The following is a 13,810-nucleotide window of genomic DNA, read 5'->3' as shown; positions in this document are numbered from 1 at the left end:
CCGGACACGACACACGTATATGTTATCAGCTAAATCAGACCCTAAACAGACTATCACTAAACCTGCCACAGATCATTACCTGGTGGGTATTGGCGCATCTGCGGGTGGCTTAGAGGCTATTCATAAACTGTTCGACCATTTTCCGAATAACTCGAGCTTCTCATTTGTAATTATACAGCATCTTTCGCCGGACCATAAAAGCCTGATGGCGGAACTGCTTAGCAAGCACACGCAGATGCAGGTGCAGGTGGCCGAGGATAATATGTTTACAAAGCCTAACTGTATCTATGTGCTGCCAAGCGGCAAACAGCTTACCATGGAGCATGGCCGCCTCCGTCTCGAGGACAAAGCCAGGAGCCGCGAGCCCAACTTTGCCATTGATCTGTTTTTTGAGTCGATGGCCAGAAGCAGGGGGAAGTATGCTATAGGGATAGTTTTATCGGGCACAGGAAGCGACGGTACCAAAGGCGCTAAAGCAATAAAAAGAGCCGGGGGTATGGTAGTGGTACAAGCTCCTGATACTGCAAAGTTCGACGGCATGCCACGCAGCGCCATCGATGCCGGTTTTGTTGATTTTATATTACCACCGGAGCAGATGCCGGAGGAGATTATCGAATACACCCGTAAAATTCCGTTGGTGAACAGTTTAATTGAGCAAAACGAACAGGGAGAGGATGAACTGATTTTAAAGGAGATCCTGGACCTGATATGTACCCATACGCAGACCGACTTTACAAACTACAAGGAGGCTACGATAAACCGCCGCATCCGGAAAAGGATGGACCACCTGAAAGTGAAGAATCTTTCAGGTTACCTGACTTACCTGCATGAGAATCCGGCAGAAATAAAAAAGCTGTGTCAGGAGTTCTTTATCAATGTAACCAACTTCTTCCGCGACACGGAGGCATTCGACTCCCTGGAGCAGGAGTACATTCCTAAAATAATTGCCTCCAAAACAACCAACGATCCAATAAAAGTATGGGTGGCAGCGTGCAGCACCGGCGAAGAAGCCTATTCGCTGGCTATACTTTTTAGAGAGGCTTATGAGAAATTAGGCAGGGATCCTCATGTTAAAATTTTTGCCACCGATATTGATCAGCAGGCTATCACACAAGCTTCTAAAGGGAGCTATCCTGCCTCAATTGCCAAGCACGTATCAGCAGAACGGCTGGCGCGTTTCTTTCACCAGAAGGGTAACCGATACTTTGTAAACGAAGACATCCGGAAACTGGTGGTGTTCGCACAGCACGACCTGCAGAAAGACCCGCCCTACAGCCACATCGACCTGATCTCGTGCCGTAACATGCTGATCTATTTAAACCAGAGCCTGCAGGACAAGGTGATGGCCCTTTTTCCATATGCCCTTAATCTGGGAGGCTACTTGTATCTCGGCTCCAGCGAGCATATTGGGTCCATGAAATCTTTTTTCTCTGAAGAGAACAGGAAATGGAAGATCTTCCGCAAGATAAAAGAGAGCAGAAGCATCAGGCAGAGCTATGGCATCACCGATTATTCCAGCCAGAACAATGGCCATGTAGGGCAGCTGTCGAATAATAAAGTTACGCCAGAGGCTCATTACAGCAACTCTTTTATGGATGCTGTTTCCGAAGACTTTAAAGTAACCGGCCTCTACGTAGATGAGAATTACCAGCTGCTGCACGGCATTGGTGATATTAACCGTTTTCTAAAATTCCCGGACAAGCGCCTGCACTTCAACCTCATCAAAATGGTGCCCGAAGAGTTGGCGGTAACGTTAAGTGTTGGCATACGGAAGGCGTTAAAGCAGAACCGCAAAGTAGTGGCCAGGCAGGTAGCTGTTAAACTCGGTAAAAAGGAGCAGATGGTGCATGTTTCCATCCGTCCGCTTACCCTGGATAAAGGCAACCCGCAGGTAATACTGGTGCTGCTGCAGGAGATGGGGGAGGTAACACCGCTGCCAAAAGTATCGGACCTGTCGTTTGTATCTGACTCAGATTACTACCAGCAGCTTACTGCCCTGGAGGCAGAACTTAAGGAAGCCCGGGAAGGACTGCAGCTAACCGTGCAGGACCTGAGCACTGCAAACGAAGAACTGCAAAGCACGAACGAGGAGCTGATGTCGTCGAACGAGGAGCTGCAGAGTTCTAATGAGGAAATGCAGTCGCTGAACGAAGAGCTGCATACCGTAAACTCGGAGCACCAGCTTAAGATAAAAGAACTTCAGGAGCTGAACGAGGACATGGATAATTACTTCAGGAGCTCCAATATAGGGCAGCTGTTTGTAGACCACCACCTGGTAATCCGGAAATTTACGCCTGCTATTGATGGCCTTATCAATATTATAGACAGCGATCTGGGCAGACCTATTCATCACCTGTCGCATAACCTGAAGTACTCCCGCCTGATAGAGGATATAAAAGAGGTAAACAATACCTCTGCAGAAGTAGAGCAAGAGTTAGAGACCCGTGACGGCAAGTACTACCTGATGCGCATTATCCCATACTTAAAGCACGACGGCAACAAAGATGGCGTAGTAGTGAGTTTTGTGGATGTAACTACCCTTAAAACACTCAGCAATGTAGTGCAAGGGGTACTAAACAGCTCACTGAACAGTATCATGGCCTTGCGGTCAGTGCGAGACGAGAAACAGGTAATTACAGATTTCAACTGGACATTGCTAAACAGGAATACCGAGAAGATGGTAGGGCAATCACAGGCCGAGCTGATTGGTTCCAGTGTGCTGTCGGGAATGTCGTTCCTGAAAAAGTCTGGTTTGTTCCGGAAGTTTGTGAATGTGGTGGAGACAGAGCATGCCATGCACATAGAACAGCAGCTGGATGTAAACGGCCAGAAGATATGGTATGAAATTGCCGCCGTTAAAATGGGAGACGGGATTACCGTAACCATGGCCGACATTACCGAGAAGAAGAACAGCGAGGATAAGGTGCTGATGGCCTATGAGGAGCTTAAACTGGCCGAAGAAAACCTGATCAAACTGAACAACGAGCTGGAGAAAAGGGTGGCAGAGCGTACCCGTGAGCTTGCCTCCAGTGAGGAGCGGTTCCGGATGGTATCGATGGCTACCAACGATGTGATCTGGGATTGGGACATTGTAAACAACGATATCTGGTGGAGCGACAGCTTACAGACTATGCTTGGCTTTGAGGCGAATGAAATGGGCAATGGCATCGAAGGTTGGCTAAAACTCATTCACCCGAACGACAGAGAAGACATATGCAAAAGTATAAATAAGGCTATCAACTCCGGCGAAGAGCAGTGGGCGGGCGAGTACAGACTGGCCAAGAAAGATGAGTCTTATGCTTATGTGTCGAATAGGGCGCATATCATGCACAACGAATACCAGATGCCTTTCCGGGTGCTTGGATCATTTATAGACCTGACCGACCTAAAAATGACCCAAGAAAAACTGGTGGAAACCAACGATCACCTGCTTCGCGTAATCGAAGACCTGGATACATTTGTGTACACTGCCTCTCACGATCTTAAAGCACCGATAGCTAACATAGAAGGTTTGATGCTGCTGCTGGAAGAGCAGATAATTTCTGCCGGGCCAATACCCGGGGAGCCTACTCAACCTGTGTTTGATATGATGAAAGACTCAATCAGTCGCTTTAAAAACGTTATTAAAGACCTGACAGACATAGCCAAGGTGCAGCGTGATATCGACGGGGAACCTGAACAGGTAGAGGTGAAGGAGGTGTTTAAAGAAATGGAAGGCAATATTAAGGAGTTGCTGGAGAGCGAGCAGGTAGAATTGTCTGTTGACTTTGAAAAAGCGCCGCATGTTACCTTCTCTAAGAAGAACCTGTACAGTGTGCTTTACAACCTGGTAACCAACTCCATTAAGTACAGGTCAGAAGACCGGGTGCCTAAGGTATCGCTCAGAACTGATCGGGTGGATGGTTATGTCTTGTTGTCTGTTGCCGATAATGGACTTGGCATCAGCCGTGATAACCAACCCAAGCTGTTTACCCTTTTCAAACGCTTCCATTCACATGTAGACGGAACAGGAATGGGGCTATACATTGTAAAGCGCATGATAGACAATGCCGGAGGTTTTATTAAAGTAAAGAGCAAGGAAGGCGAAGGAACTATCTTTGAGTTATACTTTAAAGAATCCTGACCTGATATAGATGCTCCAGTGCTGCTGCCTTTGCTGTTCTCACGAAACTTACAGCAGAGGCAGCAGTGCTTTTTTTCCCCCTACAACTATTACGCTTTCTATTCCTTTATACTACCTTTTCCTCAGGTTTTCAGCTGCCTTTAGTAACACCCTGTACACCCTTCTTTTTCATTGACAGCAGGGTTATGGCCCCTCCCTAAGTATCAAACAGGCTATACTTCTAAAATCCAAAAAATGACTCTTAATAGTGAGATGGTCCTGTTACTGTTTTACTAATTTTATTGTACTGGTTTATACTTAAAATTGCTTTGTAAATTACAAATAAGTAATGCTTGTGTACTAAGTATTAAGTTTTGGTAAATAATGTAAATAGTAGATTATTAATTAATTACGGCTTTTTTGCAGCTTTTGAAAACGCTGATAACCTAAGCCTGAGCTATTTACGCTTATACTTATATTTTTGTATGTTTTAGTCACCAAAAAAGACAAGTACACGTAACACATAGTGAAAGACATTTACAAACACTTAAAATAATCCAGAGATGGTAGTCAATAATTACCGTCCGGACCTTCAGGATGATAGCCAGGAAAAAGCGAGAAATAAGCCCAGAGTTAAGAACATAATTAAGTGGACTTTATTTGGTATTTTGTTTCTCAGCATTTGCGTTGCTGTTACCGTTGTTATCTACGAGGTCCATACTTCTCGCATTCAGGCAGAACAGTTTTCTGAGTTTGCCTCAACATTAACATATAAGGTAGAAGAGGGGCCTAGTGATGCAATTGTCTATCCTGAAAAAGGACCATTCGATTTACGATTAGGGTATGCACAGCTGCCTAAGATGCTCGAGCGCGTGCAATCGCAGGGGATGCTGATTGAATCACAGGCGCAGTTCTCTCCGAAGCTATTAGATTATGCCTCCCGCGGTTTCTTTACTCCTTACCCCGAAAAGACACAGACAGGGCTGAACATTCTGGACAGCAACGGTTCGCCGGTGTACAAGTATAGCTACCCAAGCCAGATTTATACTTCGTTTGATTCTATTCCGGCCTTAATGGTCAACTCCCTGCTGTTTATTGAGAACCGTGAACTGCTGGATACCTCCAAGCTTTTTATGAATCCGGCAGTAGACTGGATGCGCTTTACAAAAGCATCGCTGCACGAGGCGGGTAATATGATCGGCTTAGAGTATAAAACCATAGGCGGCAGCACCCTTGCCACACAGATAGAAAAGTTCCGGCACTCGCCGGGTGGGATAACAGTAGATGCGCGTGAAAAAATAAAGCAAATGATATCGGCAAGTGTGCGCGCATACCGTGCCGGTCCGCAAACTTTACCTGTCCGAAAAGACCTTGTACTCTCTTATATAAATACGGTTCCGCTTTCGGGTGCTCCGGGTTATGGCGAGGTACATGGCATAGGCGACGGGCTAAAAGTCTGGTTTGATTCGGATATAAGTAAAGTGAACCGCTTGCTTACCCTGGACGATGCGAAAGGCGACACGCTGCTTGCCAAAGGGCAGGCCCTGCGCCAGGTGCTGTCTCTGATGATTGCCCAGCGCCGTCCTACTTTTTATTTAGGGGAGCAGGGGCGCGAAGAGTTAAACAACCTTACCGGAGGATACCTGCGCTTGTTAGCAAGCAGTGGCTACATTTCGCCGGAGCTACGCGATGCGGGCCTGGCCCAGGAAGTTACGTTCAGAGACTTTGGCAATAACCCTGCCGTAGCGCCCAGAACAACAGACAAAGGCGCACTGGTTGCCAGAACGCACCTTTCAGAGCTGCTGGGCAAAACGCTTTACGACCTGGACCGAATGGATATGGCCGCCACCACTACACTGGAGCATGAGTTGCAGGAGCAGATAAGCACATACCTGCATCGCCTGAACGATCAGGAGTTTGCTAAGTCGGTGGGTGTGTTTGGAGAGCGGATGCTTTCACCGAGCCGTACCGAGTCGGTGCTCTACAGCTTTACCTTGTTTGAGCGTACTCCATACGGCAACCTGGTGCGGGTACAGACAGACAATACAGACCAGCCGTTTGACATGAACGAAGGCAGCAAGCTGGAGTTGGGCTCTACAGCCAAGCTGCGGGTACTGATCACTTACCTGGAGTTGGTGGCAGAAGCACATAAACAATTTGCAGGGCTATCGCAGGCAGAATTAAGAAAACAGTTACAGGAACCGCATGATAACATAAGCGAGTGGGTGCTGCACTACCTGGGCAGGGAAAAAGACAAAAGCCTGGAGGCGACACTGATGGCTGCCCTGGAACGTCGTTACTCAGCAAACCCCGGTGAGGCCTTTTTTACAGGAGGCGGTAGGCACTACTTCCATAACTTTAACAACGACGACAACTACAGCAGGCCAACGGTTCGCGAGGCATTTCAGAAGTCAATCAACCTGCCATTTGTGCGCTTGATGCGGGATATAGTAAGCTACACCATGTATGAGCAGGTAGGTAACCCGGGCAAGTTATTGGGCGATGCAGGAGATCCGCGCCGCCAGGAGTACCTGAAGCGTTTCGCAGATCGCGAGGGCAAAGTATACTTAAGGCGTTTTTGGAACAAGTATAACGGCCTTTCTGCGGACGATCGTTTTAAAAGGCTACTGAACAGCATTCATAAAAATGAAGTGCGTCTGGCTGTTGTACACCGTTACCTGTACCCCGAAAAAGACTACGACACATTTAACAAATTTCTGCGCCAGCATCTGCCCGGTGAAAAAATAAAAGAGGACAGGGTAGTAGAACTGTACGAACGCTATGGCCCCGACTCCTATAATCTGTCAGACCAGGGGTACCTGTCTCGTCGCCATCCGTTGGAGCTTTGGATGCTCGCTTATTTACGAGAGCACCCTGAGGCAAAATGGACGGAACTAGTGGATGCCTGTGAACAGCAAAGACAGGATATCTATAAGTGGTTGTTCCGTACCAAGTATAAAAGAGCGCGGGACTCACGCATCCGTACCATACTTGAGATCGATGCTTACGAATCTATCCAAAAACGTTGGGAGCGCCTGGGCTACCCGTTCAAGAATTTAGTGCCTTCCCTGGCTACGGCTCTTGGTTCCTCCGGCGACCGTCCTGAGGCACTTGCCGAGTTGATGGGCATTATCATGAGCAATGGCGAAAGGCAGCGCACCGTAAGAATAGAGCAGATCCATTTTGCGGCACTCACACCCTTCGAAACATCCCTTAAATGGAAACCGCTGGAAAAAGAACAGGTAATGGAGCCGGCAGTAGCCAAAGTAGTAAGAGAGGCATTAAGCGAGGTAGTGGATGTAGGTACTGCGCGCCGTCTGCAAGGTGGTTTTAAACTGACCAACGGCACGCCTTTAAGTATGGGAGGTAAAACCGGAACAGGCGATAACCGTTCTGTAACCGTTAGCTCCAGAGGGTACAGGTTGGCGTCCCGTGCTGTAAACCGTACGGCAACATTTGTCTTCTTTTTGGGAGATAGTCATTTTGGAACAGTTACAGCCTTTGTGCCTGGCCGTGATGCCGCCGACTTCCATTTTACATCGTCGTTGCCGGTGCAGGTGCTGCGCGGCATGGCGCCTATCCTGGAGCCATACCTAGACAAGAAGGTTAATTTAAACAACCAATTACCAGAAGTGCCTACCGAAAAGGAACCACCTATTATCCTGGCAGAAGACAAAACAACACCAAAGGCTAATACTGCTGTGAATGCAGCGTTGCTGCCCCAGAATTAAGGGATAATTTTCCGCATCAGGTAATTTCATAAATGCCAAGGCTGTAACAACCAGTTACAGCCTCGGCATTTATGCATCTATTTCACCTGTTAACTTTCTTAGCTCACACTGCAATGTACACTACCGTAACTGCTGGTGCATGCTAGGGTGGCATGGTATAAATACGTAGTTATTGCGGGTAAACTGTATTTGTATGTGTGAATCCTGTATTTACAGCAGGTTGGTTGGTTTACAGACTATAAGCTTCGTAAATAGAAGTGTATTTACATACAATAACATGCGATACGTAATTATGCATGTCGCATTTGCCCATAAAGACTGAGAGAGCCATACCTAATTGGGTGCTGAGGATGGTTCTCTCCAGTCTTTTTCGCTTTTGGCAGGAACCGAGTGTAAAATGCCAGGGCTACTGTATCATAAATCTAAGAATGGAGTAAAATAAAGTAAGACGTTGCTTTAGGGCATCTCAACTTACGGTCTATTAATAAATGGAAGAGCAAAAGCTTGTTAGGGTTATTATTGCGGAAGATCACATCATATTACGACAGGGGCTGAGGATGCTGTTGGAAGAAGACAGTGAAATAGAAGTGGTAGGAGAGGCAGGAAACGGACAGGAACTGCTAGACCTGCTCGCCGATAATCAGGTTGATGTGGTACTGATGGATATAAACATGCCTGTGATGAGTGGGGTAGAGGCGACAGAACAAGTCGTAAAAAACTACCCTGAAACAAAAGTTATTGCGCTGTCTATGCTCAACAACCTGCCCTATGTTCAGAAAATGCTGCAGCAGGGGGCTTCCGGTTACCTTTTAAAAACTACGGGCAAAGATGAGTTGAAGTCTGCTATAAAACTGGTGGCAGGGGGTACAAACTATATCTGCAGCGAACTCTCGATGAACATACTGACTGACAAGTATATGACCGGGCCAGCTGAGGGAGAAGCAAAGAATGAATCAGGGTTGTCGAAACGTGAAATAGAGGTGCTTACGCTGATTGCAGAAGGTTATACAAACGCAGAGATTGCAGACAAGCTGTTTACAAGTAAGCGCACCATCGAAACACACCGGCAAAATATACTGGAGAAAACAGGAGCCAAGAACACCGCCAATCTTATTAAGTATGCTATTGGGCATAAGCTAATAGATCTGGAAATGCCGGAGTAAGGGCGCTAAGTTCAGAGAAGGCAGAGCATTACTTTCTTTCTTTGTTACCTGTCCTGTTTGCCATGCGCTCCAGGGTACAGTGTGCGTTAAGCAAGCTCTTAAAGGTTGTATAATCAAAGGAGCCGTATTCGATGGCATCTATGCCTGAGAAGAAGATCTGCAGCGAATGGTGCAGGTCCGGGCTAAGAAGTATACTTTGTGATTCTACCACGCCATCAGGCGTAGACTGCAGTAATAAACCTAAAGCAGTTATCTTTATATTAAACGTTTTTATACTCCCCGCAGTAAGCTTGTCCTCGTAATCCTGCAGTGCTGCTTGCACTTTCTCTGACATAAAACCCGTTATTGTGGTTAGTTAAATCTGGCAAATACTAACCCTGTAAATCTGTCTGTACACTTTTCCAATCTGTACTCAAATGTGAGAAAAAGAAAGTGGGCTTACATCAGTATCAATACTTAATATCAACTAAGTATAAATGTCGTTTTTGCACATGCGCCGCCTCTCAAAAGCACCGGAATTAAGAGAGGTGTAAGTATAATGCTGCAGTTGTCGTGCGCACTTCCGGTAAGGATTGGATAAAAGTAAATGCCGCAAATAGTATGTCAGAACTATTTGCGGCATTTACCTATAACCAGGGATGAGTTTTATACTTTACTTTTGATCTCGATGAGGCAGCCGTTGTCTTTTGAGGATTCTATTCTTATCTCCCCCTCAAGTAGCTCTATCCTGTTTTTTATGCCGCGCAGGCCAACTCCTTTTATCCTGCTAAGGTCTTTATCGGTCATGCCTTTGCCATTATCCCGAACTCGAAGCACTAAGTTACTTTCCCCAATGGCTAAGTCTACCTCTGCTTTGGTTGCGCCCGAATGCTTTACTACATTGTTCAGGAGCTCCTGTATAATGCGGTATAAAGACAAGGAGGTGGCATAGCTCAACTGCTCCTCAGAGCCGCTCATGTTAAACGTGAATTTTTGTTTAGGGCTTTGCAATCTGTGAATGATTTCCTCTACGGCTGTCTTAATGCCAAATTCCTTTAAAACAGTAGGGGTAAGCTCATACGAAATATCACGGGTTATTTTTATACTTTCCTGCAGGAACTTGTCTACCTGCTCTTTCTGCTTTTTTTGCTGCGCCGAAGAAGTATTAAGTCCGTCCAGGTTAAGTTTGGCCGCGTAGAGCACCTGGCCCAATCCATTGTGCAGGGCCTCCGAAATACGGCTGCGCTCCTCTTCCTGTGCCTGAAGCACACTGCTAAGCATTTCGCGCTGTTGCGATAACCTTAGCCTGATAGTGGCATCCTCGGCATTTTTCTGATCCTGTATGTCTGTGGCCGTTCCGATCCAGAGTAGTATTTCGCCTGCCTCGTTCCGGATAGGTACATTCTTTAGCAGGTGCCAGCGGTACGAATTATCCGCACCGCGAAGTATGCGCGCCTGTGTACTAAACACCTCGCCGGTTTGCAGGCTTCGCTTGTACTCCGGCAATTTAGTTTCTAGGTCATCCGAGTGATAGGCTTTTTGCCAGCCCCAACCAACTGATTCTTCCAGTGTCATGCCGGTGTATTCGTACCAAAGGCTGTTAAAGCTGTCGTTCTCACCGCTAGGCAGGTTCGTCCAGGTGATGTGTGGTACGGCCTCCAGCAGTGTCCGGAATTTTTCGGCACTTTGCTTTGACTCCTCCTTTTGCTCTATCAGGGCCTGCTCGTTTAGTCTACGCTCCGTAATATCCTGCATGGTAAGCACTAAGCCATCATCAAACTTAACGGCTACTATGTGCAGCCAGAGCGGCTTTTGGTTGAAAACCTGGCACAGTTCTGTATCCAGCGGCTCGCCAGTTTCCACAACGTTAATAAAGCGCTTAAACATACCCTGCTCCATCAACTGCGGATACTCATTCCAGAGCGTTCTGTTTATCAGCTTATCTCCCGGCCTGTCAAATATAGTCTCAGCTTTGCGGTTAATAATGTTTATGCTGAAATCTATGATCTGGTTTGATGTGTTGCGAAGAGACTTTAAAGCCATGATGGCATTTGGAGAGCTTTGCAGAATGCCTGCATGCAGCAGTTGCATATTCTTGAGCTCGTTTATCTGGATAAAGATGATGATGGCGCCGTCTATTTTCCGCTCCTGCGTAATGTAGGGCAGTATGCGCATCTGGTACCAAACGCCGTTCTTATCCTGCACCTCTTTTTCTATCACCTTATTGCTGCCGATAACATGCCGTACATCTTCTGTCAGCTTGTCGTAGCGCAGGTTGTTGGAGATATGGTTTATAGAGCGGCCAATATCGCTTTCGATCAGGTTTATAAGACTGGTAGCGGCCGGGGTATACTTCCGGATGATCATTTTCCGGTCCACGAAGATCTGCCCTATGTCTGTACTACGGAAATAGTTGTTCAGGTCATCGTCTAGCTCTACTAGCGCCTTTATTTTGTACTGATGCTCGGTGTTGATGGTATGGAGCTCTTCGTTCAGCGACTGCAGTTCCTCGTTGGTGCTCTGCAGCTCCTCGTTAGAAGAGAGTAGCTCCTCGTTGGTACTTTGCAGTTCCTCGTTAGCGGTTTCCAGCTCTTCTACTACCGCCTGCAGGTCGTCTTTTGTATACTGCAGTTCCAGCTCCAGCTCGTGCACCCGGTTTTCATACTGGTTTTCGCTAAACACTACCACCTGGCTTGGCTCCAGCGCAATACGCGGCTGGTCTTCGGAGAACAGTATAAGTATAAATTTCTGGAACAGCTTTTTATCGGAAAGGTATGGCTTAACCACGATGTTTATATGTCGCAGCTCTTCCCCGTCGCGCACCTGCACATTGTAGGCGGTAACTTTTTCTTTTTCGATTACTGCTTTGCGCAGCATGGCGCCTAAACTTACCGCCAGATCCTGCGGAACCAGTTTAAGCAGGTTATAGGTAAAGCTATGGTCAGGCAGCTCCAGGAATTTTTTATACTTGCCAGCACCGTGCAACACATCGTAGCTTTCATCAACATACACGGCAGCATAGCCAGCTTCTTCCAGCATGGTCTCGCTCAGCAGCTCGTTAAAGTTATGCTGCAGCACCTGCTTTGCCGACAGGTCGCGGGAGAAACTAGGCGTTGGAGTTGATGCAGGGCGTTTGCTTAAGTGGCCAGAGTATGTATCTGCCATACCCAGCGACCTGGAAGGCTCTGTGTTGCGGTAGATCTTCCATTTTTTGCTTACCTCCTCAAAGTTCCTTAGCTCGCCTATACTTTCGCTGGAACCCAGGAACAGGTAGCCATGCATTGTTAACGCATAGTGGAATTTATCGATTACTTTCTTCTGCAGCAGCGGGTTCAGGTAAATGAGCATGTTGCGGCAGCTTACCAGGTCTATCCTGCTAAATGGTGGGTCGTTAGCAACGTTATGCGGGGAGAAGATCACCATCCGGCGTACCCGCTGGGTAATCCGGTATTTGCCGTCTTCATTAACAAAATACTCGCCAAGCCTTTCCTCAGATACTTCTGAGACGCTGCTCTGCGGATACAAACCTTTGCCAGCAAAATCGAGGGCCTCGCGGTCTATGTCGGAAGCAAAGATCTTTACCTCCAGTTCTTTTTTTACTTTATCCAGGTACTCCCTGATAAGTATGGCGATAGAGTAGGCCTCCTCGCCGGTAGAGCAACCAGCCACCCACACCCGGAGTTGCTCATCAATCTTTTTCCTGTCTATAATTTCGGGGATAACTTTGCTTGCCAGCATTTCATACGCCTCCTCATCCCGGAAGAATTTGGTAACACCTATCAGGAATTCCTTGCCCAGCGTTTCCAGTTCTTCTTTGTGCTGGTTCAGGTAGTCCAGGTAATCGGCAAAGCTGTCGAGGTTTAGTACGTTCATGCGCCGGCTGATGCGCCTGATGATCGTGGGCCGCTTATAGTTGCTGAAGTCGATGCCGGTGCGCTCATGCACCATATCCAGGATGTTGAAGAACATTGCTTCCGCTTCACTGTCCGAAAGCTCTGTCAGGTCTTTTCTTAGTGGCCCTGTTTTAATGTAGTCGAATATCTCAGCCGACATCAGCTCCGGAGGAAGTATATAATCTGCATAGCCGGAGTTAATGGCGCTGCGCGGCATGCCGTCGAACTTTGCTGTGGTGGGGTCCTGCACCAGCACCAGGCCGCCAGCTTTTTTTATCGCCTCTATTCCTACGGTGCCGTCTGTACCGGTACCCGATAAAACAATGCCAATGGCGCGCTGCTTTTTGTCTTCGGCAAGGGAGGTAAAGAAGGTATCTATGGTCTGGGTGCGGTTTGCAACCGTTTTATCTCTTAGCCTTAAGTGATTGTCTTTTATTGTCAGCTCTTTGGTATTGGGTATCACGTAAACCCTGTTCGGCAGCACCGGCGTGTCCTGCACCGCTTCCGTCACCTTTAAGGCAGAATACTGCTCCAGTAGCTCCGTTAGCAGGCTGCGATATTCCGAGGAGATATGCTGCACAATTACGTAAGCTACCTTATCCTGGGGCACAGTGCTGAACAATGATTCAAGCGCCTGCAGGCCACCAGCAGAGGCTCCGATTCCGATTACGTATACTTCCTTCCCCCCCCCCTCTATTTTGTTGTTTTTAGCCTGTTTCGCTGCTTTTGTCATTCTTGTTTGCTTTACCCAAGGATCATTACCTCCTCATCCTTCTCGCTAATTTATCAATTTATACTATATAATTACGACAGTGCATTAAATGCAGGCAACCACCCAAAGTATAAGCAGCTTATTTGCACAAGTTTATACTTTGCAGTTTTAACACTTCGAAGTATGGGCCGTACATAAGATTTTTATTATTCCTGGGCTGTTACGTCTCC

5 protein-coding genes are annotated in these 13,810 nt (G+C 47.2%); 3 read left to right on the top strand and 2 right to left on the bottom strand.

Features of this window, described 5'->3' with window-relative positions:
- The first annotated feature begins 19 nt into the window (after positions 1-19).
- From H8S84_RS05340 to H8S84_RS05330, 3 genes are all read left to right on the top strand, one after another.
- Complete coding sequence (locus tag H8S84_RS05340) at positions 20-4,123, top strand: chemotaxis protein CheB (RefSeq protein ID WP_187066208.1); 4,104 nt, start codon at positions 20-22, stop codon at positions 4,121-4,123.
- 542 nt (positions 4,124-4,665) lie between these two features.
- Positions 4,666-7,833 (top strand): transglycosylase domain-containing protein, encoded by a 3,168-nt coding sequence (locus H8S84_RS05335; protein WP_187066207.1) that lies wholly within the window; start codon positions 4,666-4,668, stop codon positions 7,831-7,833.
- Between the two features lie 488 nt (positions 7,834-8,321).
- Positions 8,322-8,996: a response regulator transcription factor gene (locus H8S84_RS05330; RefSeq protein WP_187066206.1), complete on the top strand. Its 675-nt coding sequence runs from the start codon at positions 8,322-8,324 to the stop codon at positions 8,994-8,996.
- A gap of 28 nt (positions 8,997-9,024) precedes the next feature.
- On the opposite strand, the gene H8S84_RS05325 is transcribed toward H8S84_RS05330, so the two are convergent.
- Positions 9,025-9,330, bottom strand: a complete 306-nt coding sequence (locus H8S84_RS05325; protein ID WP_187066205.1) for a hypothetical protein — start codon at positions 9,328-9,330, stop codon at positions 9,025-9,027.
- Positions 9,331-9,641: 311 nt separating this feature from the next.
- Positions 9,642-13,601, bottom strand: coding sequence for a chemotaxis protein CheB (locus tag H8S84_RS05320; protein ID WP_187066204.1), 3,960 nt, complete (start codon positions 13,599-13,601; stop codon positions 9,642-9,644).
- Positions 13,602-13,810 lie beyond the last annotated feature (209 nt).

Source organism: Pontibacter cellulosilyticus (genome assembly GCF_014306105.1).
In the GTDB taxonomy this organism is placed as follows: Bacteria; Bacteroidota; Bacteroidia; order Cytophagales; family Hymenobacteraceae; genus Pontibacter; species Pontibacter cellulosilyticus.
The sequence above is the reverse complement of the archived record's forward strand: the minus strand, read 5'-3'. Positions and strand labels throughout refer to the sequence as shown.